This is a genomic window from Rhodoferax sp. TH121, from assembly GCF_002251855.1.
Classification (GTDB): Bacteria; Pseudomonadota; Gammaproteobacteria; order Burkholderiales; family Burkholderiaceae_C; genus Allorhodoferax.
In genome coordinates this window covers 108131-134645 of record NZ_NOXW01000019.1, presented here as the reverse complement: position 1 = coordinate 134645, position 26515 = coordinate 108131, and the positions used below count along the sequence as shown (strand labels likewise).

At 62.7% G+C, this 26515-nt stretch carries 24 protein-coding genes; 12 read left to right on the top strand and 12 right to left on the bottom strand.

Translation table 11 applies throughout. From position 1 onward, the window contains the following. The first annotated feature begins 11 nt into the window (after positions 1–11). Both gspD and CHU94_RS04815 read left to right on the top strand, forming a co-directional pair. Positions 12–2063, top strand: coding sequence for a type II secretion system secretin GspD (gene gspD, locus CHU94_RS04820; protein ID WP_094477326.1), 2052 nt, complete (start codon positions 12–14; stop codon positions 2061–2063). Between the two features lie 5 nt (positions 2064–2068). Next, positions 2069–3457: a GspE/PulE family protein gene (locus CHU94_RS04815; RefSeq protein ID WP_094477324.1), complete on the top strand. Its 1389-nt coding sequence runs from the start codon at positions 2069–2071 to the stop codon at positions 3455–3457. A 9-nt stretch (positions 3458–3466) separates the two neighbouring features. Here the strand turns inward: CHU94_RS04815 and CHU94_RS04810 are convergent, their stop codons facing one another. Next, a complete protein-coding gene (locus CHU94_RS04810; RefSeq protein ID WP_094477322.1) occupies positions 3467–4399 on the bottom strand; it encodes a LysR family transcriptional regulator in 933 nt (310 codons plus the stop codon). A 202-nt stretch (positions 4400–4601) separates the two neighbouring features. Here CHU94_RS04810 and CHU94_RS04805 point away from each other — a divergent pair, with 202 nt between their 5' ends. Further along, entirely contained in the window at positions 4602–5159 is a 558-nt protein-coding gene (locus CHU94_RS04805) for a DUF4148 domain-containing protein (protein WP_094477320.1), read from the top strand. 57 nt (positions 5160–5216) lie between these two features. Here CHU94_RS04805 and CHU94_RS04800 read toward each other — a convergent pair whose 3' ends face one another. Together CHU94_RS04800 and CHU94_RS04795 are read right to left on the bottom strand one after the other, a co-directional pair. Next, positions 5217–6191, bottom strand: a complete 975-nt coding sequence (locus tag CHU94_RS04800) for a lipase secretion chaperone (protein ID WP_094477318.1) — start codon at positions 6189–6191, stop codon at positions 5217–5219. A 3-nt stretch (positions 6192–6194) separates the two neighbouring features. Beyond that, positions 6195–7124: a triacylglycerol lipase gene (locus tag CHU94_RS04795; RefSeq protein ID WP_094477316.1), complete on the bottom strand. Its 930-nt coding sequence runs from the start codon at positions 7122–7124 to the stop codon at positions 6195–6197. A gap of 235 nt (positions 7125–7359) precedes the next feature. Here CHU94_RS04795 and gspF point away from each other — a divergent pair, with 235 nt between their 5' ends. The 4 genes from gspF to CHU94_RS04775 all read left to right on the top strand — a co-directional run bounded on the left by gspF (position 7360) and on the right by CHU94_RS04775 (position 11636). Further along, on the top strand, positions 7360–8577 hold the full coding sequence (gene gspF, locus CHU94_RS04790; protein WP_094477314.1) for a type II secretion system inner membrane protein GspF: 1218 nt from the start codon (positions 7360–7362) through the stop codon (positions 8575–8577). Positions 8578–8583: 6 nt separating this feature from the next. Further along, positions 8584–9477 (top strand): 5'-nucleotidase, encoded by an 894-nt coding sequence (locus CHU94_RS04785; RefSeq protein ID WP_094477312.1) that lies wholly within the window; start codon positions 8584–8586, stop codon positions 9475–9477. A 77-nt stretch (positions 9478–9554) separates the two neighbouring features. Continuing rightward, complete coding sequence (locus CHU94_RS04780; RefSeq protein ID WP_094477310.1) at positions 9555–9764, top strand: hypothetical protein; 210 nt, start codon at positions 9555–9557, stop codon at positions 9762–9764. An 81-nt stretch (positions 9765–9845) separates the two neighbouring features. Further along, a complete protein-coding gene (locus CHU94_RS04775; protein ID WP_094477797.1) occupies positions 9846–11636 on the top strand; it encodes an ABC transporter ATP-binding protein/permease in 1791 nt (596 codons plus the stop codon). On the opposite strand, the gene queC is transcribed toward CHU94_RS04775, so the two are convergent. The 5 genes from queC to glmS form a co-directional block, all read right to left on the bottom strand. Beyond that, positions 11591–12331, bottom strand: coding sequence for a 7-cyano-7-deazaguanine synthase QueC (gene queC, locus CHU94_RS04770; protein WP_094477799.1), 741 nt, complete (start codon positions 12329–12331; stop codon positions 11591–11593). The genes CHU94_RS04775 and queC overlap by 46 nt on opposite strands. Positions 12332–12387: 56 nt before the next feature. Then, on the bottom strand, positions 12388–12885 hold the full coding sequence (locus CHU94_RS04765) for a hypothetical protein (RefSeq protein WP_141211382.1): 498 nt from the start codon (positions 12883–12885) through the stop codon (positions 12388–12390). Positions 12886–13074: 189 nt separating this feature from the next. Beyond that, positions 13075–14655 carry a methyl-accepting chemotaxis protein gene (locus CHU94_RS04760; protein ID WP_094477306.1) on the bottom strand — a complete coding sequence of 527 codons (1581 nt, stop codon included), beginning with the start codon at positions 14653–14655 and terminating at the stop codon, positions 13075–13077. A 51-nt stretch (positions 14656–14706) separates the two neighbouring features. Further along, the gene (locus CHU94_RS04755; RefSeq protein WP_094477304.1) at positions 14707–16149 is read right to left on the bottom strand and encodes a DUF4139 domain-containing protein; all 1443 of its coding nucleotides are present in this window, start codon (positions 16147–16149) and stop codon (positions 14707–14709) included. 234 nt (positions 16150–16383) lie between these two features. Next, a complete protein-coding gene (gene glmS / locus CHU94_RS04750) occupies positions 16384–18279 on the bottom strand; it encodes a glutamine--fructose-6-phosphate transaminase (isomerizing) (protein ID WP_094477302.1) in 1896 nt (631 codons plus the stop codon). 136 nt (positions 18280–18415) lie between these two features. Between glmS and CHU94_RS04745 the strand changes: the two genes are divergently transcribed. Then, positions 18416–18898, top strand: a complete 483-nt coding sequence (locus CHU94_RS04745) for an Lrp/AsnC family transcriptional regulator (protein WP_094477300.1) — start codon at positions 18416–18418, stop codon at positions 18896–18898. On the opposite strand, the gene CHU94_RS04740 is transcribed toward CHU94_RS04745, so the two are convergent. Beyond that, positions 18884–19843, bottom strand: a complete 960-nt coding sequence (locus CHU94_RS04740) for a LysR family transcriptional regulator (RefSeq protein ID WP_094477298.1) — start codon at positions 19841–19843, stop codon at positions 18884–18886. The genes CHU94_RS04745 and CHU94_RS04740 overlap by 15 nt on opposite strands. A 205-nt stretch (positions 19844–20048) precedes the next feature. Between CHU94_RS04740 and CHU94_RS04735 the strand changes: the two genes are divergently transcribed. After that, positions 20049–20261 carry a hypothetical protein gene (locus CHU94_RS04735; protein ID WP_094477296.1) on the top strand — a complete coding sequence of 71 codons (213 nt, stop codon included), beginning with the start codon at positions 20049–20051 and terminating at the stop codon, positions 20259–20261. Between the two features lie 87 nt (positions 20262–20348). Here CHU94_RS04735 and CHU94_RS04730 read toward each other — a convergent pair whose 3' ends face one another. Together CHU94_RS04730 and glmU are read right to left on the bottom strand one after the other, a co-directional pair. Next, positions 20349–21089 (bottom strand): ATP-binding protein, encoded by a 741-nt coding sequence (locus CHU94_RS04730; RefSeq protein ID WP_094477294.1) that lies wholly within the window; start codon positions 21087–21089, stop codon positions 20349–20351. 11 nt (positions 21090–21100) lie between these two features. After that, the gene (glmU, locus tag CHU94_RS04725; RefSeq protein ID WP_094477292.1) at positions 21101–22549 is read right to left on the bottom strand and encodes a bifunctional UDP-N-acetylglucosamine diphosphorylase/glucosamine-1-phosphate N-acetyltransferase GlmU; all 1449 of its coding nucleotides are present in this window, start codon (positions 22547–22549) and stop codon (positions 21101–21103) included. On the opposite strand from glmU, the gene CHU94_RS04720 reads away from it, so the two are divergent. Both CHU94_RS04720 and CHU94_RS04715 read left to right on the top strand, forming a co-directional pair. After that, a complete protein-coding gene (locus CHU94_RS04720) occupies positions 22544–23464 on the top strand; it encodes a DUF6279 family lipoprotein (RefSeq protein ID WP_094477290.1) in 921 nt (306 codons plus the stop codon). The genes glmU and CHU94_RS04720 overlap by 6 nt on opposite strands. An 8-nt stretch (positions 23465–23472) precedes the next feature. Then, positions 23473–23880 (top strand): TfoX/Sxy family protein, encoded by a 408-nt coding sequence (locus CHU94_RS04715; RefSeq protein WP_094477288.1) that lies wholly within the window; start codon positions 23473–23475, stop codon positions 23878–23880. Here the strand turns inward: CHU94_RS04715 and CHU94_RS04710 are convergent. Further along, positions 23849–24448, bottom strand: coding sequence for a 5-formyltetrahydrofolate cyclo-ligase (locus CHU94_RS04710; RefSeq protein WP_094477286.1), 600 nt, complete (start codon positions 24446–24448; stop codon positions 23849–23851). The genes CHU94_RS04715 and CHU94_RS04710 overlap by 32 nt on opposite strands. 9 nt (positions 24449–24457) lie before the next feature. Between CHU94_RS04710 and CHU94_RS04705 the strand changes: the two genes are divergently transcribed. After that, the gene (locus CHU94_RS04705) at positions 24458–26470 is read left to right on the top strand and encodes a lytic transglycosylase domain-containing protein (protein ID WP_094477284.1); all 2013 of its coding nucleotides are present in this window, start codon (positions 24458–24460) and stop codon (positions 26468–26470) included. The last annotated feature ends 45 nt before the right edge of the window (positions 26471–26515 follow it).

Sequence of the window (26515 nt, the reverse complement as noted above, 5' to 3'; positions counted from 1 at the left end):
GCCAAGCAGCTATGCATTTGATAGCTGCCTGCGCAGTATTCACGGGGGCCAGTGGCATATTTACCACTAGTTCCTGGGCTCAGCCTGCGACCAGCAAGCGGGGCGAGCCCGTCACGCTGAACTTCAACAACGCTGAAATCGAGGCGGTGGCCCGCACCATGGCGGCACTCACCGGACGCAATGTGGTGGTGGATCCCCGCGTCAAAGGCACCATCAATTTGGTGACCGACAGCCCAGCCTCCCCCGCGCGTGCCTACTATTTGTTCCTGACCACCCTGCGCATGCAGGGCTTCACCGTGGTGCAAGTGGACGGCCTGGACAAGGTGGTGCCTGAAGCGGACGCCAAGCTTCAGGGCACGGCCGTATCAGTGGACGATGGCAAAGGCCCGGTAACGACCGGCCAAATCCAGACCCAGATTTTCAAAATCACCCACGAGAACGCCAACAACCTCGTGCCCGTGTTGCGTCCGCTGATCACACCCAACAACGTCATCAACGTGAACACCGGCAACAACTCGCTGGTGATCACCGACTACGCCGACAACCTGCGCCGCATTGCGCGCATCGTGCAAGCGCTGGACGTGCCCAACGCCACCGACCTGGAAATCATCCCCATCCAGCACGCCGTCGCGGCCGACTTGGCCCAGCTCGCCACCCGCTTGCTGGAGGCACCCGCAGGCGCCGCGCCGGGCGGTCAGGCCGATGCCAGCTACAAGACCACCATCCTGGTGGAGCCACGCTCCAACGCCGTCATCGTGCGCGCAGCCAACCAAGCCCGTCTGTCACTTGCCAAGACCCTGATACAGCGGCTGGACCAGCCCAGCGCCAACACCAGCAATGGCGCGGCAGGCAACATTTATGTGGTCTACCTGAAGAACGCCAACGCCACCCAGCTGGCCACCACACTGCGTGCCGCCATCAGCGCAGACACACGTGGCGCCAGCCCCGCCGTCACGCCTGCAACCGGGGGGACACCCGCAACCGCTGCAAGCCAGCCCAGTACGGGCGGCCAGATCCAGGCCGACCCCACCACCAATTCTCTCATCATCACTGCCAGTGAGCCTCAGTACCGCCAGCTGCGCGCCGTCATCGACAAGCTGGACGCTCGCCGCGCCCAGGTGTTTGTCGAGAGCCTGATTGCCGAGGTCAGCGCCGACAAGGCGGCAGAGTTTGGCATCCAGTGGCAAGGTGCCGTGGGCAATGCGGGCGATGCCACCATCGGCTTGCTGGGCACCAACTTTGGCAGTGCCGGCAAAAACATCATCACCCTGGCCACCCAGGGCGCGGCAGGCACGGTGGCTCCCGCACGCGGCTTCAACCTGGGCGCAGCCAGCAAGACCAATGGTGTCTACGTGCTGGGCTTTTTGGCGCGCTTTCTGGAAGAGTCGGGCAGTGGCAATGTGCTCTCTACACCCAATCTGCTGACGCTGGACAACGAAGAGGCCAAGATCGTCATTGGTCAGAACGTTCCTTTTGTAACCGGCCAATTCACCAACACCGGCGCCAGCACCAGCACCGTCAACCCCTTCCAGACCATCGAGCGCAAGGACGTGGGCCTGACCCTGAAGGTCAAGCCGCAAATCAGCGAGAACGGCACTGTAAAGCTGACCATCTTCCAGGAGGTCTCCAGCGTGCTGGCATCGACCGCCAACGCCACCAATGGCCCCACCACCAACAAGCGCACCATCGAGTCCAACGTGCTGGTGGAAGACGGTGCAGTAGTGGTCTTGGGTGGCTTGCTGCAGGACGAATACGCCGGCAACCAGGAGAAAGTACCCGGTCTGGCCGATGTGCCTTTCTTTGGCAACTTGTTCAAGAGCGAGGCCCGCAGCCGCAAAAAGACCAACCTCATGGTCTTCCTGCGGCCGGTGGTGGTGCGCGACGCCGCGGCCACCCAAGCCCTGTCCACCGACCGCTACGAGCTGATGCGCAGTGGCCAGCAGGGCAGCCAGCCTGCACCCAGCACGCTGGTGCCCATCAACGAAGCACCTGTGTTGCCAGCCCTGCCAGTGCGTCCTGCAGCACCTGCACCCGCTGAAACACCCGCTACCAGCGCTCCCTAGGCCGTATGCGCTATCCGCTGCCTTACGCTTTTGCGCGCAGCCAGCAACTCTTGCTGGAGGACGACGGCCAGATCCTGATGCTGTGGGTACACCCCGGAACGGCACCCTCGGCGGTGGGGGAGGTGCTGCGCCGATATGCCGTCTACAACGTGCAAAACCAGGAGGCGGAGGCCTTGGCCCAGCGTATCAGCGCCGCCTATGCCCAGGGCGAATCCAGCGCGGCCACCGTGATGCACGAGGTGCAGGGCGAGGCCGACCTCAGCCGCATGATGCAGGAGCTGCCCGCCGTCGAGGATCTGCTGGAAACGGCCGACGACGCACCCATCATCCGCATGCTCAATGCACTGCTGACCCAGGCCGCGCGTGACGGTGCCAGTGACATCCACATCGAACCCTACGAGCGCCACAGCAGCGTGCGCTTTCGGGTGGATGGCACCTTGCGTGAAGTGGTGCAAGCCCAGCGCGCGCTCCACGCAGCCCTGATTTCGCGGCTCAAGGTGATGGCCGACCTGGACATTTCGGAGAAACGCCTGCCCCAGGACGGCCGCATCAGCCTGCGCATTGGCACGCGCGCGGTTGACGTGCGTGTGAGCACCCTGCCCAGCGCCCATGGTGAGCGCGCGGTGTTGCGCCTGCTGGACAAGAGCCAGGACCAGCGCAGCCTCGAATCCATCGGCATGCAAGGCACGGTGCTGGAGCGCTTTGAGGGCCTGATCGCCCAGCCGCACGGCATCATTTTGGTCACCGGACCGACCGGCTCTGGCAAGACCACCACGCTATACGCCTCCTTGGGGCGGCTGGACGCAGCACGGCAAAACATCATGACGGTGGAAGACCCCATCGAATACGAGCTACCCGGTGTGGGTCAAACCCAGGTCAACCCCAAGATCGAGTTGACATTCGCCAAGGCCTTGCGTGCCATCCTGCGCCAGGACCCGGACGTGATCATGATTGGTGAAATCCGGGATTTCGAAACCGCACAAATCGCCATCCAGGCCTCGCTGACGGGCCACTTGGTATTGGCAACCCTGCACACCAACGACGCGGCCAGTGCCGTCACGCGCCTGTTGGACATGGGAGTTGAGCCGTTTTTGCTGAGTTCCTCGCTGCGCGGCGTTCTGGCACAGCGCCTGGTACGCAAACTGTGCACCCAATGCCGGGGCAAGGGCTGCGCCCACTGCGGCCACACCGGTTACCAGGGCCGCACTGGCGTTTTCGAGTTGCTGGTGGTGGATGACGCAATAGCCGAAAGGGTGCACCACCGTGCTTCCGAGGCAGATATCCGCCAAGCCGGGCTGGCCACCGGCATGGTCCCGTTGCGCGAAGACGGCGAGCGCTTGGTGCGCGATGGCCTCACCAGCCCCGAGGAGCTGCTGCGCGTAGTGCGTGACTGAGCGCGTCGCTCAGCAACGCGTGCAAGCGCGCAGCGCATTGGCAGACTGCTGGCGGGTCTGCTCAATCAGGTAATCCAAAAACACGCTGGTACGCTCCGGCAAAAACTTGCGACTGGGCAGCGCCGCGTACAAGGAGAGGCGCCCCGCAATCCACGGTGCCAACACACGCACCAATGCACCGCTGTTGAGTAGCGGGGCCACCAGATCCACCGGTGCAGAGGTGATACCGGCACCGTCCATGGCGGCGCGCAGCAAAGTGTCGGAGTGGTTGGCCAACAGCTTGGGGCGGATCACGACCTCCTGCACTGCATCGGCATCGTCCGCGTTCAGCAGCCGCCATTGGGTGTGTACTTGGCCCGGCAGCTTCAGGCGCAGGATGTCGTGGCTGACCAAATCCTGGGGTGACGCGGGTGCCCCCATGCGCTGCAAATACTGCGGAGAGGCGACCAGCACTGCTTCGGTGGAAGACACCTTGCGGGCAATGATGTCCGCATCGAAATGCCCTTCGGTGGGCAGCAGGGTGACGTCATAGTCTTCAATCGGCGGCTCCTTGAAGGTTTCCACGTCGATATGCAGTGTGATGTCGGGATATTTGGCATTGAAGCCTGCCACCAGTGGCGCCAACACATGGGACGCCAGGACCGGCGGGGCCAACACACGCAGCACACCCGACAGTTCGTGCGTCTGGGAACTCGCCGCTTCATGGGCAGCGTCGATATCCTGCAGGATGTCGCGTACACGGCCGAGATAAGTTTCGCCCGCGGGACTGAGTGATACACGACGCGTGGTTCGGTGCAACAAACGGGTGCCGAGGTATTCCTCCAGATCGGCGATCAGGCGGGTGACTGCCGCCGAAGACATATCGAGCGCACGGGCGGCCGCCGCAAAACCACCTTGGTCGATCACAGTCTGGAATACCCGCATTGACATCAAGCGATCCATGGAGTCCTTTTTTTGGATTTCAAGTTCTGGATTATTTCAACTAACGTAATGGACCACTGTTCGCAGAGGTATTTTTCTGATGCTAGGCCTTCTCTAAAGTTCACCCCATCGATGAGACGAACCTGAAACGCCCCCGTCGATACCGTCTACAGGACGATGTGTCCTGCAGACGGAATCAATCAACCAAAGAAGGATTTGAATCATGAAATTCGCTACCGCTTCCATCGCATTGGCCGTCGCTGCATTGCTCACAGGCCACGCCCAAGCTGCCGACGTCGGCAAGACCCGCGAACAAGTACGTGCCGAGCTGGCACAGGCACAACGCACTGGCGACATCGTTGCCAATACCGACGTAGGCTCCAGCGAGTTCTTGTCCGGCAAGGGCCAAAAGCTGAGCGCCGCTTTCCCTGAAAGCTACCCACAAACCACCAGCCAAGGCAAAACCCGCGCACAAGTGCGTGCCGAACTGGCAGAAGCCCAACGCACCGGAGACATCGCTGCCAACAAAGACCAGGGCATTGACGAGTATGTGTCTGGCAATGGTCGCAAACTCAATGAACTTTTCCCTGCTGCCTATCCCGCCAAACCAACGGTTGCAGGCAAAACGCGTGAACAAGTACGCGCTGAGTTGGCAGAAGCCCAACGCACCGGCGACATTGCTGCCAGCAAGGACCAAGGTGTCGATGAGTACGTCTCTGCAACTGGAAGCAAGTTGAACGAACTCTTCCCTAACCTCTACCCCGCCACCCGCACCAACTAAGCACCGGGCACGGAGCACGAGCCCCCGCAGCGTTATTGCTGCGGGGGCTTTTTCCTGTCAGGGCTCGTAGGCCGCCAGCCGTTTGCGCTCCAACTCAGAAAACTGGGTGAGCCGCAGGTTTTCCAATGCCACCTGACGCTCCGACTCCGGGGCCTCGGCCAAGTTCTTCAACATGACTGCCCGATCGCTCAAATAGCGATCCATGCGCCCCTTCCAGGCTTGGTCCTCGCGGTCCAGCTCGGCCAGCCGTGCCGCTGCCGACGCGTCCAGCGCTTGCGCGCGCAGGCGGTACACATCGTCATCACTGCCGCCTTGGGCACGCAACGCCCGGGTCTTGTCTTCCAACAGCAGAATGGCTCGCGGTGCATCACGCTCCGCGCGCAGAGCTTGGGGCATGGCGGCATCCAGCGCAGCCCACTGCGCGTTGCGTTGCGCGGCGTCCAGGGCTGGGTTGTTCGCAATGTCCCAACGTGCCAGCGCATCGCGGTCGGCAGCATCTTCCAGGCCAAACATGGCCTGCTCCTCCTCGGCATTAAAAAAACGCGCGCGCAAGGCCTGCATGCTGTCAAAGCGCTGGCGCACGCTTTGTGAACCGCTTGGCAACTGCGTCCAGTGCTGCTCCAGTGTGTACAAGGCGTGCTTGAAATCGAGGTACCGCACCAACAGCCGCTTGGCAACCACCGCCTGTTCTGGTGCCAATGCCTGGTCCAGCGCCAGGTGAATTTGCTGCACGATGGCGGGCACCGACTGCTCTCCCACCGTGCTCAAGTGGTAATCGAACAAACGCCGTAGTGCGGCGTACGCCATAGCGCCGCCGCCCGCCCCCGGCATGGGATTGAGCGCCCCGAGACTGGCCACACCGTCGGGCTCGGTTCCCTGCAGCGACGCCGCAGGACCTGACAGCACAGACATGCGTGCAGCAACCCCGGAGTCCGCGACGTCTGGTGCCCCAGCCCCCCACCACCACACGGCCACCGCCAGCACACCCAAGAGGCCCGCTAGCGCGCGGCGCCACCACGGCAGCGTACGCAAGGCTTACAGCCCCGCGTTCTTCAGGCGGTTGGCCTGCTGGCGAAACAGCGTGACCGGGCTGGTTTCAAACAAGTTGGTCAGGCCCACGGTCTGGTTCACTTCGTCGAGGTGGTTGATCGCATAGTCATCACGAATCACCTTGCCCAGGCGCGAGGAGCAGCTGCTCACCAAACCATCGTTTTTGGCGCCCAGAAATGCCAGCGAAGTCAGCGCAAGTGCAGGGTCTGCAACGTCCAGCAGGTGGGTGTAGGGCTTGGCCCCACTCCACGAGTAGTAGGCCACACCATTCACGTTGTAAGCCCCCTCGCCGCACGCGCTGGTGGGTACCCCCTGGGGATGGGCAGCATTGAATTTCTTGCTGCCCGCCGTACTGAGCGACTGGGCCGCCGCCAGCGAGTTCTGGCTCAGCCCCCCGCCTCCGGACAGGAAGTTGATGAGGGTGCCTAAGCCGTTGGTGATGGAGACCAACACCGTATTGCTGAAGGTACCCACAGGTGCCACGCCCAGCAGTACATCGGCCACTGCCGAGCCCTTGTTGACACCGCCAATCGAGGTGACCGAGGCCACCAGATCCGGCCGTACCGAGGCTACATACCGCGCCGTGGGTCCGCCATGGCTGTGGCCCATGAGGTTGACCTTGGCGGCGCCCGTGGCGGCCAGCACCTGCCGCACCTGGCTAAGCAGCTGCTCTCCGCGCACCTCGGTACTGTTGGCCGCAGCCACCTGCACCACGTAGACCTTGGCACCATCCGCACGCAACGCCGAAGGGATGCCGTAGAAATATTCCACGGGCCCAATGTTGTCAAAGCCAAACAGCCCGTGCACCAGCACGATGGGGTATTTGGTCTGGGTATACCCCGCTGCAAACGCAGTGGGGATCAGGCTCAGGGCCAGCGCGCACGCGGCCAGCCAACGCATCACGGTACTCTTCATGCTTGTCTCCTCGGGACCTGTGGAGGGTCGATGGGGTTGAAGGGGTGTCAGTCGATGGAACCGGTGCGAGCGCCGGGATCGGGAGCGCTGTCGCGGAAGACTTGCTGCCTGCTGCTTGTGTCGGCAGTTGCGAGTCTTAAATAGCACGATCGTGCTTTTAACGAAGCATACGCGGCAAGGTTTTTCTTGTCATGGTGGAAAACCCGCGACCACGGCCTGCGGCTACCATTGCGCCATGGCCGCCTTTACCTACTCCGCCCTCGACGCCGACGGAAAGACCCACACCGGCGTGCTGGAGGCTGATGCTCCACGTGCTGCGCGCAGCCAACTGCGTGCCCAGCAACTGGTTCCCCTGAGTGTGCAAGAGCTGCGCAGCGCCAGTGACGCCAGCACCTCCGGCTCACGCCGGATACGGCCTGCCTTCACCAGCACCCAGCGCGCGGTGTGGACACGGCAGCTTGCCAGCCTGGTGTCAGCAGGTTTGCCACTGGAGCGGGCACTCAGCGCCCTGACCGACGAAGCCGAAACTCCCGCCCAACGCGATGTGGTGGCCACGCTGCGCGCAGAAGTCAACAGCGGCAGCAGCCTGGGCCGGGCCCTGCAGCAACAGCCGCGGGAGTTTTCCGAAATCTATGTGGCCGTGGTGGGCGCTGGCGAGTACCGCGGACACCTGGGCACCGTGCTGGAGCGCCTGGCCGATGAGCTGGAAGAGCAACACACCCTGCGCTCCAAGCTGCTAGGCGCAGCGCTTTACCCTGCCGTGGTCAGCGTGGTGGCCTTGCTCATCGTCATGTTTTTGCTGACCTATGTCGTACCCCAAGTGGCCGGGGTGTTTGCGGGCTCCAAGCAGGCGCTGCCTTTGCTCACCCGCATCATGCTGGGCATCAGCAGCGCGGTCAGCAACTACGGGCTATTGGCACTAGCTGCTATCGTTATAGGAGCTATTAGCGCAAAGTTCGCGTGGTCTGGAGCCGCTTTTCGCTTGAAAGTGGACACCCTGTGGCTGCGCTTGCCGATTCTGGGTCGGCTGGCCCGGGGCTACAACGCAGCACGTTTCGCCAGCACCCTGTCCATGCTGGCGGCTGCGGGCGTGCCCATTCTCAAGGCGCTGCAAGCGGCGGCCGAAACCCTTTCCAACCGGGCCATGCGTGAAGACGCCCTGCGCGCACTGGTGATGGTGCGCGAAGGCGCGCCGCTGGCCAGCGCGCTGGCGCATGAGAAACGCTTTCCACCACTCTTGGCGATGTTCGCCCGCCTGGGCGAACAAACCGGCCGCTTGCCACAGATGCTGGACCGTGCCGCCCTGCAACTGCGCACCGAAGTGCAACGCCGCGCCCTGCAACTGGCCACGCTGCTGGAGCCTCTGCTGATTGTGGCCATGGGCATCGTGGTCATGCTGATCGTGCTGGCGGTGCTGATGCCGATCATCCAACTCAACCAATTAGTGAAATAACAAAACATGGCGCTCTCCCTCGACGGCAAACTGGTAGTCGCCATTTCCAGCCGCGCCCTCTTCGACTTCGAAGAGGAAAACCAGGTGTTCGAACAGAACGATGACCGCGCCTACATGGAGCTGCAGCGCCAGCGTCTCAACGTACCGGCCAAACCTGGCGTGGCGTTCTCGCTGGTGCAGAAGCTGCTGGCCTTCAATGACACCCCGTCGCAGCGCGTGGAGGTGGTCATCCTCTCGCGCAACGACCCGGTTTCCGGCATGCGCGTGTTCCGCTCCGCCCAGCACTACGGCCTGTCCATTCAGCGTGGCAACTTCACGCGCGGTGAAGCACCCTGGCGCTACCTCAAGCCGCTGCACGCGAACCTGTTTCTCAGCACCCACCTCAGCGATGTGCGCGCTGCCCTGGCGGCTGGCGTACCGGCCGCCCAGGTCTATCCACACAGCGCCCACGCCAGCAATGCCCACCCCAATGAAGTGCGCATCGCCTTCGACGGCGATGCCGTGCTCTTCAGCGACGAGGCTGAGCAGGTGTACCAAAGCGGAGGGCTTTCCGCCTTCCAGCAGCACGAACAAGACAAGGTCGCCCAGCCCCTGCCAGATGGCCCCTTCAAGCCCCTGCTGGAGGCACTGCACAAACTGCAGCAGGCGCAAATCGACCACATCCGCATCCGCACTGCGCTGGTCACCGCACGCAGTGCGCCGGCCCACGAGCGCGCCATCCTCACCTTGATGAACTGGAACATCGACGTGGACGAGGCCATGTTTCTGGGCGGACTGGACAAGGGCGAGTTTCTGCGCGAGTTTGAGCCCGACTTTTTCTTTGACGACCAGACCGGCCACATCGAATCGGCGGCACGCCACGTGCCCGCAGGCCACGTGGCCAGTGGTGTGCGCAACTAAGACAAGGGCGCGAAAAGCATTGGTAAAGCAATGTAAAACTGGCTGACAGGTCCTCGGCCGGTGCCTAAGCTTGGCCCATGATGTCCTGGTTCAAGTCCACTCGCGATCCCCTTGCTTCTGCTGCAGTCCAACCGGATACCCCGTTGCCGCACAACCGGGTACTGTCGGCCAACGCGCAGGTGTGGCGCCGCCTTGCGCGCGATGGCTATGACCGCACTGCGGAGCAAGTGCGTGCGTCACAGCCAGCCCCGCTGCAACGCGACACCAACACGCCCTCCCACCGATAGCCCGCGTGGCGGTTTGCAGCCGCTACCATGGCCCCTGCGCAGGGCGGTGAGCCGCTGCCATTTCAAACAAGGATGACAGACATGGCTTTTGTGGCAACCGTGGGCAACAAGCTCCGTGCGTTTGGGCAGTTTGTACGCCGCGTGTGGGCGCTGACCCAACCCTACTTTCACTCCGAGGACAAATGGAAGGCCCGCGGCATGCTGGCCGCCATCGTGGCGCTGAACCTGGGCTTGGTCTACATGGCCGTCTTGTTCAACGACTGGAACAAGCTGTTCTACGACGCGCTGCAAGAAAAAAACGCGAGTGTGTTTTGGGCCCAGCTGGGCCGCTTCACCTACCTCGCGTTTGCGTTCATCGTCATCGCGGTCTACAAGTTTTACCTGACGCAGCTGCTGGAAATGCGCTGGCGCAGTTGGATGACGGCGCACTACCTGCATCGTTGGCTCAGCGGTCAGGCCTTCTACCGGCTGGAGCTCGCCCGCTTCACCAGTGCAGCCCACAGCGATGCCAACCCCGACAACCCAGACCAGCGCATCCAGGAAGACATCAACCAGTTCACCAGCTACACCATCTCGCTCACCATGGGACTGCTCAACGCCGTGGTCACGCTGGCCAGCTTTGTGGGCATCTTGTGGGGTTTGTCGGGTGGTTTTGCCTTCAACGTGGCGGGCCACGACTACAACATTCCGGGCTTCATGGTGTGGATGGCGGTGCTGTACTGCGCCGCGGGCAGCGTCATCACCCATTACATCGGCCGCAAACAAATCCCCCTCAACTTTGCCCAACAGCGTGTAGAAGCGGACTTCCGCCACACCATGATCCGGGTGCGTGAGTACAGCGAATCGATTGCGCTGGACCGTGGCGAAACGGTGGCGCGCCGCCAGCTGGGCGATCGGTTTGACAAGGTGCTTGGCAACTACCTGGCCCTCATCAAGGCGCAGAAGAGCCTGATCTGGTTCACCAGTTTCTTTGGCCAAGCCGCGGTGGTGTTTCCGTTTGTGGTGGCCGCACCGCGTTTTTTCAGCGGCGCCATCCAACTGGGTGAGCTGATGCAAATCTCCAGCGCCTTTGGCCAGGTGCAAGGCGCCCTGAGCTGGTTTGTCGACAACTACGGCAGCCTGGCCACCTGGCGCGCCACCACCGACCGCCTGACCAGTTTTGAAGCATCATTCAAGGCTCTAAACCCCGTGGCTATTGCGCAAGCAGCTCCTGAAGCAATAGCAAAGCCCGATGCTTTGAGCGGCTCGGATATCTCTGTCGCCCTGCCCAATGGCACAGTGCTGCTGGCACCCACGCAGCTGCAGGCGCAGCCGGGCGACCGCATCCTGCTGCAGGGCCCGTCTGGCAGTGGCAAATCCAGCCTGTTCCGTACGCTGGCAGGCATCTGGCCGTTTGCCAGTGGCGCGGTGCACCTGCCTGCCGACACCATGTTCATCCCGCAACGTCCCTACTTTCCCAATGGCACGCTGCGCGAAGCCCTGGCCTACCCGCAGGCCACCACGGCATACACCGATGCCCAGCTGCAGCAGGCGCTGCGCGACGCCCTGCTACCCGGCTTGGTGGACGATCTGGACCGGGTAGATGCCTGGAGCCAAAAACTCTCGGGGGGCGAACAGCAGCGCTTGGCGATTGCACGCGTACTGCTCAAGCAACCCCAATGGATTTTTGCCGACGAGGCGACCAGTGCGTTGGACGAGGCGGCAGAACACACGCTGTACCAACGCTTGAGCGACCTGGTCAAGCAGCGGGGCGGCGGATTGGTGTCGATCGCCCACCGCCCGGCAGTCGCTGCCTTCCATACGCGGCAGTGGGTGTTGACACCCCGTCAAGGTGAAGGTGCTTTGTTTACCTTGTCCGAAAACCGCGCATAACCCTTGGCCCTCAGTTCGCACGCCGGGCAGCTGCCGCAGCCGTAGCCCCAAGCTTGGCGGTGCGTGCGATCACCCAGGTAGCAAGTATGGGTGTGCTCCACCACGAGGTCTACCAGCGCCGGGCCGCCGCCCGGCACGCCCGACTGCTCGCCCAGCGCATGGGCCAGCTCCCAGGTCTGGGCCTTGTCGATCCACATCAGCGGAGTCTCGATCAGAAAACGCCTGTCCATGCCCAGCGACAAGGCCAGTTGCAAAGCTTTCATGGTGTCGTCCCGGCAATCGGGGTAGCCCGAGAAATCAGTCTCGCACACGCCGGTCACGATGACCTGCAAGCCGCGCCGGTAGGCCAGCGCGGCAGCCAGCGTCATGAACAGCAGATTGCGGCCCGGCACAAAGGTATTGGGCAGGCCGCTGGCCTCCATCTGGAACGCCGTGTCGCGCGTGAGTGAGGTCTCGCTCACTTCGCCCAACACCGCCAGGTCCAGCAGGTGGTCTTCGCCCAACTTGGCGGCCCATTGCGGAAAGCGCGCTCGGATTTCGCGCAACACATTCAAACGGGCATCCAACTCCACACTGTGGCGCTGGCGGTAGTCAAAGGCAATGGTTTCGACGCGTTCGTAACGCGCCAAGGCGTGTGCCAAACAGGTAGTGGAGTCTTGGCCACCGGAGAAGAGGACGAGTGCGCTGGTATGCATGGCCGCCATGGTAGAGCAAGGCGGGAGGCCCATGGCTGAGTCCGATGGAGCCGGACTCAGAGGTTTTCGGTCTTCTTGACCTTGCTGGGTGTGTAGACCAGCACTTCTTTGGCCAGCTGGCCCGGCACTTCCGCAGGCGTCAGCGGCTGAGGCGGTGTGAGCTGAATCTTGACCTGCTCGATCTGGATGGCGCTGGCACTGGCGGTCCACATGGTCTTCAGGTGGTCCAACAGCACTTGCGAAATCGGCTTGGGCGGCGGGTCTTCGACTTTTTCCGTCTCCGGGCGGTGGATTGTCCAGTCTTTGGGCGCCGTGGCCGCCTCCGCACCCCGCTCCGTTGGCTCCGGCACCACCACGCGGGGCGGCTGGCCTTCGGGGTTCTTGAGTGCGGGATTCACCATGTCGATGACTCCGGGAGAGGACTCGGCCGACGGGCTGGCGCTCACCGCAGGGTTCACCGGCGCAACTGGGATCACCCTCTGTGCCCCAGACGAAGCCAAATCTGCGCCGGTGGGGCGCACATTCGGGTTTCGGTCAATGGATGGCAGTTGCATTTTGGGTAGGCCTTGCGGCCCCTCCGGTTACTTTTAGGAGTTGACGTACGTTTCTTAACGGCAGATTTAGGGGCTTATTTAGGCCTTTTTTTAAAATTTTTGGGATTTTTCGTCCCAAACGGGCTCGCGTCGCACAAAAAACGCACCACAAGGGTGCGTTTTGACGCGCGACAAGCTTTTGGGGTTGTGTCAGGCCGCTGGTAAAGAAAGCAGCCCCGGGCTGCGTACGTTGCCAGGCAAGGTAAATCGGCCCACCAGGCGATCCAGAACCTCCGCCTGCTCGCGCAAAGAAGCTGCCGCGGCGGCACTCTGTTCCACCAATGCGGCGTTTTGCTGGGTCATTTGCTCCAATTCAGACACGGCAGCGCTCACTTGCGCCATATCCTGGCTTTGCTCACTGCTGGAAGCGCTGATTTCTCCGATGATGCCGGTCACCCGCTGCACCGACTGCACGATGTCCTGCATGGTCTGCCCCGCCCCATCCACCAGGCGCGCGCCATGCTCCACATTGGTCACCGAGCTTCCAATCAGGGCTTTGACCTCCTTGGCTGCCTCGGCACTGCGTCCGGCCAATGCGCGCACTTCACTGGCCACCACGGCAAAGCCGCGGCCCTGTTCCCCGGCACGGGCGGCCTCTACGGCCGCATTGAGCGCCAAAATATTGGTCTGGAACGCAATGCCGTCAATCACCCCAATGATGTCCACAATCTTGCGCGAAGAAGCATTGATCTCATGCATGGTGCTGACCACTTGGGAGACAGCCGCGCCCCCACTTTCGGCCACGCTGTAGGCAGATCCGGCCAGCGCGTTGGCCTGCCGGGCGGCTTCCACAGACTGTTGCAGCGAGCCATTGAGGTGGTCCATGGTCGACGCAGCCCGCTGCAGGTTGTAGGCTGTGCTTTCGGTGCGATTGGACAGGTCTTGGTTGCCATGCGCAATTTCAGAACTGGCCACGCTGATGCTGCCGGTGGACTTGTGCACCTGCCCCACCAGTTGTGCCAGCGAATCCGCCATGTGCGCCAACGAGCGCAGCACTTCGCCCATCTCGTCACGCCGTGTGGTGTGGATGGCGACGCTCAAATCCCCCTTCCCAATGGAGTGGGCCACGCGCACGATGTCGTCCAGCGGATCGCACACATTGCGTTGCAAGAGACGCGTCCCGATGGAGATGAGCACCACAATCACCGCCATGATCCCCGCAACGGACCAGACCGTGCGCATGCGCTCCTCTCCAGCCTTGTCACGCAGGGCGGTGGCCCCAGCCTCGGTGAGGGCCACCATGGACTGCTGGGCCGCCAAAAATGCTTTGAGCTCCGTCTGCGTGGCTGACTGGACATGGCTACTTACGGCCGCCATGTCACCTGCAGCCTTGAGCTCTTGGGCTTTGCGAATCGAAGCCTCCAAAGACTGCGCCCGTGTCTTGACGGCATCGAGCGCCGCACGCTCGGCGCTGCTTTGCATGGTTTTTTCCAGGCCGGATTGCAACTGCTTGATTTCGGCAGCAGCACTGTCCTGGTCCGCCAGCAAGAGCTGGCCCGCCGCAGCGTCTGGATTGAGTGCAGAACCGATACCGCGCAAGGCATTTGCTTCCCCCAGCCCCCGCCAGCGGGCAGCCATCTCCAGCTTGCTTTGCTGTTCCGACTGCTCCGCGACCGTGATCGCTTGTGAGCGGATGGTGCGAATGGCAGACCCCGAAGCCATGGCCACCAGGCCCACACTCACCGCGATGGCGGGTAGCCACAACTTCAACGCAATACTCAAAGACTTCATAACCCGCTCCGTAACCGTAGCGGGCCAGTATCCGGGCTGGCCCGGCCAGGGTCAATAGCGCACCAGTGCGCGATAAGTCAAAACAGTACTGCCCTCGGCAGGCACATTGAGCTTCCAGACTGCGGTATTGGCTGCTCCCTTGGTGTGCGTGTGGCTGGAGCTCATGATCTGCCAATCCCCCGGCACTGGCTCCTGCACAGTCACGGTCACTGCCTCTTTTTTGGCATTTTTCAGGACCAGCTGGTAGGCACTCTCGAACACATAGTTGTATTTGCCTGTACCGCTTAGCTTCTTGAAGTCAGTCTGCTTTTTGTCTGCCGTCACATCAAACGCATCGCCCAGCTTGAGGCGGACCTTCTCGTTTTTGGGGGTGTGGTCGATACGGTCTTCACCAATGAATTGGGCGTTGCCAGCGCTGTCCTTTTTGTAAACGCGCACCACGCCTTTGGGCAGGGGGAGCCCCAAGCGGGCACTTTCTTTGTTGTCGAACTCCACGAACACGGCCACCTTCATCTTTTGGCCCAGCTCCCCAGCCGCGCCCTGGTAGTAGTAGTCATTGCCCTGCAGCAGCAGCTCTTTGCGGGCAGGCACGCCACTGGCCGACATCAGGGCCACCTGCTTGGTCTGGTTCTCAGCAATGGTGGTGGGGCGGTCCAGGGTGTAGAGGTGGTACTCAAACAGCGTCTCTTCGGCCATGCGCGATTCGGCCTTGGCCGCCATCGGCGCGGCCATCAGCACCGGGCGGCCGCGCTGCAATTCGGGCTGCACCTGGTTCACGTCGCCCGCCACCAGCTGCAGCCGGGCGTTGCGGTAGGTCGCGCCGCTGGTGTTGGTCAGCGTCACCCAGCCCGACATGTCGAGCTTGTCATCGGCCGCGTTGAGCTCCACCACGTAGTCAGCCTTCCAGCCCAGTCCCGAGGTGAGGTAACTCAGCTCCACGTCCTGCTGGGCGGCGCCCTTGTTGTCCAGCGCCATCACCAGCGTGGGGCGGTCGCGCAGGTTGGCGGGCACGTCCGCAAATACCAAGCGGCCGGGAATTCCGGTTTCGATACGCTGGCCGATCTTGAGCACCACCCCATTATTGGCGGACAGCACTGTCGCTACCTCGGTGGTTTCTACGCCGGTGGCGGGGTTGGTGCGCACCACATTCACGGTTTGGCCCACGTACTTCTCCAGCATCTTCTGCGGAGTGAGCAAGTCGAAATCGAAGTTTTGCTCCAGCACACTGAAGGCGCCCGGCGCACTCACGCTACGCAGCAGCGCCGTCTCAGGCCGCAGGCGGGCACTCACATCCCGAAATGCCAGTGCCAGCTTGCCCGCGCCAAGCTGCACTCGGCGCTGGTCTTTCACCAGGGCCAGGTTGTCGTTGTAAATAGTGACAGCCACCTCTTGCTGGTCAGCCAAGGTGCTGCGTTGCTCGATGGACTGGGCCACGGCGGACTGGGCCAGCACAACAAGCGCGGCCAGGGCAAAAGGAGCGGAAATAGAGCGCATGGAAAAACTTTCTGCAAAAGGGTAGGCAACAGGCGCACCCCAAGCGCACCTGCCACAGGGCCTGTGCAGCATAGCCGCCCACGCCCCGCCCCCACGCAACGTCGGGCGACTCCGCGCCGCCGACCTTGTTGCAGAGTGTTACGCAAGGTCACCCAATAGCGACCCAAGCGCTATGCATTCGATAGCTATTTGCGCAATAACCACAAGGACCGAAGGTACTTTTGGCCAAAAAAATCACTCCACTGTCACACTCTTGGCCAAGTTGCGGGGCTTGTCTACGTCCGTGCCCCGTGCGCAGGCCGTGTGGTAGGCCAGCAGCTGCAGCGGCACCACATGCAACAGGGGCGACAGCTCGCCATAGTGCTCGGGCATGCGGATCACATGCAGGCCTTCAGCACTCTCGATACGGGTGTCGGCATCGGCCAGCACGTAAAGCACCCCACCACGGGCGCGCACCTCGTGCATATTGCTCTTGAGTTTTTCCAGCAGCGCATCGTTGGGCGCCACGGTCACAACAGGCATCTCGCTGGTCACCAGCGCCAGCGGGCCGTGTTTGAGCTCACCGGCGGCATAGGCTTCGGCATGGATGTAGGTAATTTCCTTGAGCTTCAAGGCACCCTCCATCGCAATCGGAAAGTGCAAGCCGCGCCCGAGGAAGAGCGCGTTTTCTTTCTTCGCAAAATCATCGGCCCAGGCCATGATTTGCGGCTCCAGCGCCAGCACCGCCTGCAAAGCTGCGGGCAAATGGCGCATGGCTTTGAGATGGCGCGCCTCGTCGGCATCGGTCAAACGCCCCTTGGCTTGCGCCAGACATAGGGTCAGCAAAAACAGGCCCGCCAGCTGGGTGGTAAAGGCTTTGGTGGACGCCACGCCGATCTCCACACCCGCGCGCGTCACATAGGCCAGGCTGCACTCTCGCACCATGGCGCTGGTGGCCACGTTGCAGATGGTCAGCGTGTGCTGCATGCCCAAGCTCTGCGCGTGGCGCAGCGCAGCCAGGGTATCGGCGGTTTCGCCACTTTGCGTGATGGTGACGACCAAGGTCTTGGGATTGGGCACCGACTCGCGGTAGCGGTACTCACTGGCCACCTCCACCTGGCAAGGCACCTTGGCAATGCTCTCGATCCAGTACTTGGCCGCGCAACCGCTGTAGTAGCTGGTGCCGCAAGCCAGGATCAGCACGTTGTCGATCTGCTTGAACACGCGTGCCGCATTGGCGCCGGGTGCATGATTGCCCTGCTGGTCAAACAGCTCGGGCACGATGCCCTCCACACCTTCCAGCGTGTCAGCAATGGCGCGCGGCTGCTCGAAGATTTCCTTCTGCATGTAGTGGCGATAGGGGCCCAGCTCGGCCGCGCCGCTGTGCGCGTGCACGGTTTTCACTGGGCGCTGGGCCGGGGCTACGGCCTTGTGGGCCTTGTCGATAAGCCAGTATTTGCTCAGCTGCATATCCACCACATCGCCCTCCTCCAGGTAGACGATCTGGTCCGTCACACCGGCCAGAGCCATGGCGTCGCTGGCCAGGAAGTGCTCTTGCCCATCTTTGCCAACACCCAAAATCAGCGGCGAACCGGCGCGTGCACCGATCAAACGGTGCGGTTCGTCCTTGCAGAATACGGCAATCGCGTAGGCGCCATGCAGTTGCAGCACGGTGGCCTTTACCGCTTCAAACAGGTCGCCGTCGTACAGGCTGTCGATCAGGTGGGCGATGACTTCGGTGTCGGTCTGGCTGTGGAACACATACCCTTTGGCCTTGAGGGCGGCGCGCAACTCGTCGTGGTTTTCGATAATGCCGTTGTGCACCAGCGCCACACGGCCGGGCTTGCTGTCGGCATCCGCTCCTGTACCGTGGCTGAAGTGGGGGTGGGCGTTGTGCACCACGGGCGCACCGTGGGTGGCCCAGCGGGTGTGGGCAATGCCCAGGGTGCCTTGCACCTGACCCGAGGCCACCTGTTCCACCAACTCCGAGACCCGCGAGGTGCTGCGCGCTCGGCGCAGGCCTGGCTGGCCGTCTTGCGCATAGACCGCCACGCCGCAGGAGTCATAACCCCGATACTCCAAGCGCTCCAGGCCTTGCACCAGCACAGGAACAATGTTGCGGGTCGATACCGCGCCGACGATGCCACACATAAACAGCCTCCAATTCAGTGAATGGGCTGCATCGTAGGCAGAACAATAAGAAATATCCGATTATTTTTTTGCTTTTTTTGGATTTTTATTTCAACAATCCATTGAAATGGATTTTTATTCCATTTATAAACCTCCAATGGAATCAATCACACTCGATGCCGTGGACTTGCAATTGCTGGCAGCGTTGCAACGCGACGCCAGCCTGAGCAACCAAGCGCTGGCCGAGCTGGCCCACACCACACCACCCACGTGCCTGCGGCGCGTCAAACGCTTGCGCGACGCGGGCTTGATCGAAAAACAAATCACCTTGCTCAACCCCGAGCGCCTGGCCGCCACGTTGGGCCACGGGCTGACGGCGATGGTGGAAATCACGCTGGACCGGCAGGATGCCGAAGCACTGGAACGCTTTGAAACCCGCGTGGCCGACGAAACAGCGGTGCAGCAGTGTTACCGCGTGTCGCCCGGCCCGGACTTTTGCCTGGTGGTGCACACCCGAGACATGCCCAGCTACCAGGCACTCACCCAACGCCTGTTTACGGCCGACGCCAATGTGCGCAATGTGAAGAGCTTCTTCAGCATCAAGCGCAGCAAGTTCGGGGCAGAACTAGCGCTGGGCTAATACCGGCCCACCACAGCCCGCGCCACAGGCGTCCATGGCGCTGGCGAGTTGCAAGCGCGTTTGCTCCGACAGGTAGTCCAAAAACACGCGGGTACGTCGCGGCAAAAACTGGCGGCTGGGCAACGCTGCGTACAAGAACAGCTGCCCTGCGATCCACGGCGGAATAACCCGCACCAGCTCGCCGCTGGCCAGAAACGGCGCCACCAATTCCACCGTCGTAGGAGCTATACCAGCGCCATCCAGGGTCGCACGAATCAAGGTTTCAATGTGGTTGGACCAGACCACAGGCGTCACAGGCACATCCACAAAGCTCTGCAAGTTGTCGGAGTGCTTGAAACGCCATACCCGTGCACCCAAGGCGCCACCTTTGATACCCAGGCAGTCGTGGGCCGACAGATCCTCTGGCCGCGTCGGCACACCTTTGCGTTGCAAGTACGCGGGCGACGCCACGAACACCGCCTCAGTCGCCACAATTTTCCGGGCCACCACATCGCCGTCATAGGCCTCGTCGGCGGTGAACAGGGTGACATCGTGGCCGTCGATGGGCGGCTCCACAAAGGACTCCACATTCACATGCAACACGATCTTGGGGTACTGTGCCCGGAACCCCGCCACCAGCGGTGCCAGAACATAGGTCGCCAGCACCGGAGTGGCCAGCACATGCAGCTCACCTGCCAACTCCTGCGTGTGGAGGTTCGCCAAGGCGTCGGCCTCGTCAATGTCTTGCAGGATCGCCCGCACGCGTGCCAGGTAGGATTCACCCGCCTCGCTCAGCGACAGGCGGCGCGTGGAACGGTGCAAAAGCCGGGTTCCCAGGTGCTCTTCCAGGTCAGCCACCAGGCGCGTCACAACCGCGGGCGACATGTCCAAAGCACGAGCCGCAGCCGCAAAGCCCCCTTCGTCGATCACCCGTTGAAACACACGCATTGAGAGAAGTCGGTCCATGGGGGCACTTTACGGGGATATCAAGCCTCGATTATTGCCAAAACAGAAACATACATGTGCTGCGAGCACCGTTTATCTTCTTAATCAGAAATTTTACAGTTCATCCCATCGACGAGACGCATGAATTAAACGCCCCATCGATGCTGTTCAGACGGTGTGATGCCCGCCAGAGCGGATTCTTCTAAACATTGAAAGGAACTTCATCATGAACAAGACTTCTATCGCTGCCATCGCTTTTGCTTTGACTTCTGTTTTCGCCGGCCACGCCATGGCTGCCGACCAAGCCACAGACGCCAAGACCGGCCAACAAGTGGCAGCCGCTGCTGCCCCCAAGGCCGCCGCCAAGCCCGCTGCGGAAACCCAAGGCAAATCTGCTCCAGACGCCTTTGCTGAATTGGACAAAGTCAAGAAGTGGTAAGCACAGCCGCTGCTGCCCTGCAGTGACCTAAGCACCCCGCAAAGCCCGGCATGTCCGGGCTTTTTTGCGTGCAGCGAGCCTGCGCGCTTAAGGTGCGGCCAAGGGCAAAGACAGGGTCACCATACAGCCCACAGGCTGGGCGGGCGCCAACTGCAAGGCCGCCCCCATGCGCTGCGCGGCCTTGGCCGCCAAAGCCAAGCCCACGCCAAGGCCCGGGAATGCGTTGACCGCATGCAGGCGACCAAACATGCGCAGGGCTTGCTCTGGGTGTGCCGACACAAAACCTGCCCCGTTGTCCTGCACCTCCAGCACCAACCGCCCAGCGGCCTGCCATGCACGCACCACCACGAGGGCCTCTGCCTCGGGCACACGGGAGGTAAATTTCCAGGCGTTATCGAACACGGCACGCAGTACCACACACAGCAAGGCCGCATCCACCACCACGACGGCGTCCGGCACGTCAACGTCCAGTACCAACTGGCGTGGCGCGTGTTGGTGCGCAACTTCCAGGACCACTTCTTGCACCAGAGCGCGCAGGTCCACAGGAACAGGCGCAAGCACCAAACTGCCCACACGTGACAGCTCGCGCAAACCATCCAGCATGGCGCCCAGGTGTTTGGCAGAGCCGGTAATCGTGCTCAAGAACCCTTGTACCTCGGCAGACAACTGCGGCCCCGCGTCTTCCTCGACCAACTGGGCAAAGGACACGATATGGCGCAGCGGCGCACGCAAATCGTGCGACACCGCGGAGGTAAATTCCTGCAGCTCGCGACGCACTGCGGCGAGTTCCGCCTCGAGTTCGGCGATACGTGTGTGCGGGTCGGACATGGGGCCAGCGATCAGGCTTTGGGTTTCTTGGCAGGCCGCGCCCAGTTGGCAATGCTGACCTGCTTACCGCGTGCCACACTCAGGGCACCAGGCTCGGTGTTCTTGGTGATGGTGGAGCCGCCGCCCACGGTGCCACCGGCACCGATGGTGACAGGCGCCACCAGCACGCAGTTGCTTCCCACATGCACATCGGCCTCAATCACCGTGCGGTGCTTGTTGGCGCCGTCGTAGTTGGCGGTAATGCTGCCCGCACCATAGTTCACGCGCTCGCCCACGGTAGCGTCGCCCAGATAGGCCAGGTGGTTGGCCTTGGCGCCTTGGGCCAGCGTGGAGTTTTTCACTTCCACGAAGTTGCCAATGTGCACCTCCGCACCCAGCTTGGCACCGGGGCGCAGGCGGGCAAACGGGCCAATCAGCGCCCCCGCGCCGACGGTCACTCCGAGCTTCTCGCCGTCGATATGGGTGAACGGGTGGATGACGGCACCCGCCTCGATCACGGCGTTCGCAATCACGCAGTGCGCACCGATGGACACGCCTTCGCCCAGATTGACCATGCCTTCAAACACGCAATTCACATCGATGCTCACATCGTGCGCGCAGAGCAGATCGCCGCGCACATCAATGCGTGCTGGGTCGGCCAGGCGCACGCCCTCTTCCATCAGGCGGTGGGCCTGGCGCACCTGGTAGGCACGCTCCAGCTCGGCCAGTTGCACCGGGCTGTTGACACCGGCCACCTGCACCGCGTCGTCAATCTTGTGCGCCACCACACCCACGCCGTCCGCCACCGCAAACTTCACGATGTCGGTCAGGTAGTACTCTTTTTGCGCATTCTGGTTGTCCAGCCGCGCCAGCCAGCGCTTGAGCGCTGCCGCGGGCACGGCCATGATGCCGCTGTAGATCTCGGTGATCTGGCGCTGCACATCCGACGCGTCCTTGTGCTCCACGATGGCCTGCACCACATCGCCCGCGCGCACGATACGGCCGTAGCCCGTGGGGTCGCGCTGTTCTAGCGTCAGCAGCGCCAGCTTGTCACCACCGCAAGCGGCAATGAGGTGGTACAGCGTGTCGGCCTGGGTCAGTGGCACATCGCCCGACAGCACCACCACCACGCCGTCATCGGCCAGCGCCGGTACGGCCTGTTGCACTGCGTGGCCCGTGCCCAGCTGCGGCTCTTGGCGCACAAAATTCAGGTCAAATTCGACCCTGCCCCCCGTGGATTCTGCGCAAGCTGCTTCTACTTCTATAGCACCGTGGCCGGTAATGACCACCACCTTGCGGGCCAGCAACTGGGCCGCAGTCTCCAGCACGTGCCCCAGCAAGGGACGCCCGGCCAGGGCGTGCAAGACCTTGGGGGTTTTGCTCTTCATGCGCGTGCCTTTGCCCGCCGCCATAATGACCACGTCCACTACCGGCCGCTGGCCCAAAGCCCCTTGAACCTGAAAACTAGACGTCACGTGCATGCCCTCGCGCAAATTTCTGATGAATGGGTGGGCCCGCAACGCTGGTGGGCCAGCGCGGGCCGTTGGTGCGCCATTATCGGGCTGCTCATGGGCCTGCTGAGCCTGAGCGGCTGCAACGCGGTACGCCTGGGCTACAACAACGCCCCAGACTTGGCCTATTGGTGGCTGGACGGCTATTTTGACTTCGATGGCGCCCAGTCCACCCGCCTGCGCAACGACCTGTATGCCCTGCAAGACTGGCACCGCAAGGAAGAGCTGCCCCCGCTGGCCACCACCCTCAAGAACCTGCAGGCCGCAGCGCCCCAGGAAGTCACAGCCGCCCAGGTGTGCCAGCTCAGCCAGTATGTAGAAGAGCGCATCCAGGCCACGCTAGACCGTGCGGCTCCCACCGCCGTGGCCTTGGGCCCCACGCTCAGTGCCGCCCAGCTGGAGCACCTGGCCCGCGCGCTGGACAAGCGCAACCGCGAGTGGCGGGAAGAGTGGATGGATGGCAGCCCCGAGGATCGCGCGGAACGCCGCCTGAAAAAGCTGGTGGAACGCGCCGAGGGCTTTTACGGCCGCATCACCGAGGCACAACGCAAGCAGCTGCAAGCCCAGTTAGAGGCCTCAGCATTTGACGCCAGCTTGCAGTACCGCGAGGTGCTGCGCCGCCAGCAGGACACACTGCAGACTTTGCGGGCCCTGCGTACTGGCAACCCCACCGAAATCCACACCCAGGCCGAAGTGCGCGCCCTGGTGGCCCGCAGCCTGCAGTCGCCCGACCCCGCGTTTCGCCAGTACACCGACCGCGTGCGCAGCCAGGCCTGCGAAGCGATTGCGGCGTTTCACAACCGCACGTCTATCAGCCAACGCCAGCGCCTGCAAGAGACGCTCAAAGGCTATGAAGGCGACGTTCTCGCCCTCATGCGCCCCTGATACCCTCCATGTCTATCGACCAAAGTTTTGCCGACTACAGCTGCGAACTGCTGCAAAGCGCAGGCCCCTGTGTGGCCAGGCGCATGTTTGGTGGCTGGGGCATCAGTGTGGACGGCATGACGATTGCCATATTGGCCAATCTGGGCGAGGGCGACACCCTTTGGCTCAAGGCCAGCGACGAGAGCCGCCACCGTTTTGAAGCTGAAGGCTGCGCCCGCTTCACCTACCCGGTGCAAGGCCAACCCAAAAGCATGAATTACTACAGCGCCCCGGCCGAGGCCATGGAATCACCCGCCTTGATGCTGCCCTGGGCCCGGCTGGCACTGGAAGCGGCTTTGCAGGCACGAAAACCGGCACCAAAGAAAGCAGCCCCCAAGCGGAAAACTACACCGGCCACACCACCCCGTGGTCGTTGAGGATGGCGTCCAGGGGCACGTCGTGCGGCTCGGGCTCCAGGTCATCTACGAATCCGGTGCCAAATCCCAGCCCGACGGTGAAGGGCCTGGGACTCAGGCTACCCAGCATGCGGTCGTAAAAGCCGCCGCCGTAGCCCAGGCGGTAGCCACCCGGGCCGTAGCCCACGCAGGGCACAAACAGCAGCGTCGGAACGATCAGTTCGGTGTCCTTGGGCTTGGGGATGCCGTAAGCGTCCTCCTCCATCGGGCAGCCGGGGTACCAGGCATGGAAGGTCATCGTTTTGTGTTCGCGGTTGACCACCGGCAGACCAATGCGGCGCGGCTGCGGCTGGTCGATCAGTTCGCCGTCTTCCTTCCAGCGGTGCAAGGCAGGCAAGGGGTCAAATTCGCCCTTGATCGGCCAGTAAGCGCCAATCACCGCATCCGTGCGCCCCACCAGCCAAATGCGCATCACGCGCTGCAGAAGTTCCGCGCGTTGTAGGCGGTCAGGCAGGTTCAGGCGTTGTTCAAGGAGTGCCTTGCGAAGGGCTTTCTTTTGCGCGGCTTTGCTTTCGTCCGAGTTGTCCATAATCCCCACATGCAGTTTTCAGCCATTCTGACATCCTTGGCCCTCGCGGGGTTCGCGGTGTCCTCTGTTGCCGCTCCGGCAAAAGCCCAAGGGCGCGACGTGGTGCGCGATTCCGCCCGCTCCGACGACACCATCCTCGACATGGCGCAAGCCTACAAACAGCGGGACCGCAAGCGCTTGGCGGCCTTGCTGCCCCAGGCGCGCAACCACCTGCTAGAGCCGTGGGCGGCCTATTGGGACATGTCGGCCCGGCTGGACGATGCCAGCAACGCAGAGATCCAGGATTTCCTAAACCGCTACAGCGGCACCTACCAAGAAGACCGCCTGCGTGCCGAGTGGCTGCAGGTTTTGGGCCGCCGCGGCGATTGGGCCGGTTTCCAGCGCGAACTGCCGTCCTACCGCATGAACGACGACCGCGCCATCCGGTGTTACAGCCTGCAGGCGGACTACAGCACCCAAGGCACCGATGTGGCCAATGCTGTGCAGGAGACATGGCTGGCCCTCAAAGACACCGACGAAGCCTGTGCCGGTGCCGCGGCCCAACTGCTCAAAGACAAAAAACTCACCTCCCACACGGCTTGGCTACGCGCCCGCCTGGGCATGGAAAACGACCGCCTACGCATCGCCACCCAGGCCGTGGGCCTGCTGGATGCGGATTGGGCCAAGACGGTCAACACCATTGCCCAGAACCCCGGCAAGTACCTCAACGACAAGCTCACCGCGCTGCGTCCGCAGACCCGCGAACTGGTGTCGCTGGCACTCATCCGCCTGGCCTACCAGGAGCCGGCGGAGGCCGCGACAGAAGTGGACAAACTGCGCTGGAAAGCACAGCTCACGCAAGAAGAGCGTAGCTGGATCTGGGGCGTGATCGGCAAACGGGCCGCCCAAAAACTGTCGGACGACGCCGTGGGCTACTTCGCCAAGGGCCAGTTCCAGCACATGCACGAAGACCACCTGGTCTGGGCGGCCCGCGCCGCCCTGCGTGCGGGCCGCTGGGCTATGGTGCAAGACGCCATCGCCGCCATGCCCGAGGCCACGCGCAACGACCCCACCTGGGTCTACTGGCGCGCCCGCGCCCAGCTGGCCCGTGCCAGCACCGACGCGGCCCGCGCTGAGGCCACCCGTGCGCTGGAGAGCATTGCAGGTATCAAGGGCTTTTATGAAATGTTGGCTCTGGAAGACTTGGGCCACAAAGTGATCGCCCCAGCCAAACCCCTGCCGCTGACGCCCGAAGAAAAAGACCACGCCCGCACCACCCCTGGCCTCATGCGTGCCTTGTACGCCATGCAAATCGGCCTGCGTACCGAGGGCGTACGCGAGTGGAACTACACCACCAACCTGCACACCCGGGGTGGCATGGACGACCGCAGCCTGCTGGCTGCGGCCGACCTGGCCTGCAAGGCCGAAGTGTGGGACCGTTGCATCAACACCAGCGAACGCACCAAAGGTGTGGTGGACATGGAGCAACGTTTCCCCATGCCTTTCAAGGCTGCGGTGTTGGCGCGTACCCAGACCATTGGCCTGGAGCCAGCCTATGTGTACGGCCTGATCCGCCAGGAAAGCCGTTTCATCATGGACGCCAAATCCGTGGTGGGCGCAGCCGGCCTCATGCAGGTCATGCCCGCCACTGCACGCTGGACTGCCAAAAAGATCGGCCTGACCGACTTCCAGGCCCACCAGATCACCGACCGCGACACCAACATTGCCATTGGCACTGGTTACCTCAAGCTGGTGCTCGACAGCTTCAACGGCTCCATGCCCATGGCGGCGGCAGCGTACAACGCCGGCCCGGGCCGCCCCCGGATCTGGCGTGGCCAGGCGGGCAGCCCCACCCTGGAAGCCGCCATTTGGGCCGAAAACGTGCCGTTTACCGAAACCCGCGACTATGTGAAAAAAGTGCTGGCCAACACCACGCTGTATGCCGCACTGATCAGCGGCCAGCCCCAGTCGCTCAAGGCTCGCCTGGGCACGGTGGGCCCACGCGACGCCAGCACACCAGAGGCCGGGCTGGAACTACCCTGAGCCCGTGCGCCGTGCTCGGCGTGCGGCATGCATCAATGCGGCCTG

What these genes read in the sequence shown, in the direction of transcription:
- gspD (WP_094477326.1), top strand. Translation starts at nt 12, where the DNA reads ATGCATTTGATAGCTGCCTGCGCAGTATTCACGGGGGCCAGTGGCATA.
- CHU94_RS04815 (WP_094477324.1), top strand. Translation starts at nt 2,069, where the DNA reads ATGCGCTATCCGCTGCCTTACGCTTTTGCGCGCAGCCAGCAACTCTTG.
- CHU94_RS04810 (WP_094477322.1), bottom strand. Translation starts at nt 4,399, where the DNA reads ATGGATCGCTTGATGTCAATGCGGGTATTCCAGACTGTGATCGACCAA.
- CHU94_RS04805 (WP_094477320.1), top strand. Translation starts at nt 4,602, where the DNA reads ATGAAATTCGCTACCGCTTCCATCGCATTGGCCGTCGCTGCATTGCTC.
- CHU94_RS04795 (WP_094477316.1), bottom strand. Translation starts at nt 7,124, where the DNA reads ATGAAGAGTACCGTGATGCGTTGGCTGGCCGCGTGCGCGCTGGCCCTG.
- gspF (WP_094477314.1), top strand. Translation starts at nt 7,360, where the DNA reads ATGGCCGCCTTTACCTACTCCGCCCTCGACGCCGACGGAAAGACCCAC.
- CHU94_RS04785 (WP_094477312.1), top strand. Translation starts at nt 8,584, where the DNA reads ATGGCGCTCTCCCTCGACGGCAAACTGGTAGTCGCCATTTCCAGCCGC.
- CHU94_RS04780 (WP_094477310.1), top strand. Translation starts at nt 9,555, where the DNA reads ATGATGTCCTGGTTCAAGTCCACTCGCGATCCCCTTGCTTCTGCTGCA.
- CHU94_RS04775 (WP_094477797.1), top strand. Translation starts at nt 9,846, where the DNA reads ATGGCTTTTGTGGCAACCGTGGGCAACAAGCTCCGTGCGTTTGGGCAG.
- queC (WP_094477799.1), bottom strand. Translation starts at nt 12,331, where the DNA reads ATGCATACCAGCGCACTCGTCCTCTTCTCCGGTGGCCAAGACTCCACT.
- CHU94_RS04765 (WP_141211382.1), bottom strand. Translation starts at nt 12,885, where the DNA reads ATGCAACTGCCATCCATTGACCGAAACCCGAATGTGCGCCCCACCGGC.
- CHU94_RS04760 (WP_094477306.1), bottom strand. Translation starts at nt 14,655, where the DNA reads ATGAAGTCTTTGAGTATTGCGTTGAAGTTGTGGCTACCCGCCATCGCG.
- CHU94_RS04755 (WP_094477304.1), bottom strand. Translation starts at nt 16,149, where the DNA reads ATGCGCTCTATTTCCGCTCCTTTTGCCCTGGCCGCGCTTGTTGTGCTG.
- glmS (WP_094477302.1), bottom strand. Translation starts at nt 18,279, where the DNA reads ATGTGTGGCATCGTCGGCGCGGTATCGACCCGCAACATTGTTCCTGTG.
- CHU94_RS04745 (WP_094477300.1), top strand. Translation starts at nt 18,416, where the DNA reads ATGGAATCAATCACACTCGATGCCGTGGACTTGCAATTGCTGGCAGCG.
- CHU94_RS04740 (WP_094477298.1), bottom strand. Translation starts at nt 19,843, where the DNA reads ATGGACCGACTTCTCTCAATGCGTGTGTTTCAACGGGTGATCGACGAA.
- CHU94_RS04735 (WP_094477296.1), top strand. Translation starts at nt 20,049, where the DNA reads ATGAACAAGACTTCTATCGCTGCCATCGCTTTTGCTTTGACTTCTGTT.
- CHU94_RS04730 (WP_094477294.1), bottom strand. Translation starts at nt 21,089, where the DNA reads ATGTCCGACCCGCACACACGTATCGCCGAACTCGAGGCGGAACTCGCC.
- glmU (WP_094477292.1), bottom strand. Translation starts at nt 22,549, where the DNA reads ATGCACGTGACGTCTAGTTTTCAGGTTCAAGGGGCTTTGGGCCAGCGG.
- CHU94_RS04715 (WP_094477288.1), top strand. Translation starts at nt 23,473, where the DNA reads ATGTCTATCGACCAAAGTTTTGCCGACTACAGCTGCGAACTGCTGCAA.
- CHU94_RS04710 (WP_094477286.1), bottom strand. Translation starts at nt 24,448, where the DNA reads ATGGACAACTCGGACGAAAGCAAAGCCGCGCAAAAGAAAGCCCTTCGC.
- CHU94_RS04705 (WP_094477284.1), top strand. Translation starts at nt 24,458, where the DNA reads ATGCAGTTTTCAGCCATTCTGACATCCTTGGCCCTCGCGGGGTTCGCG.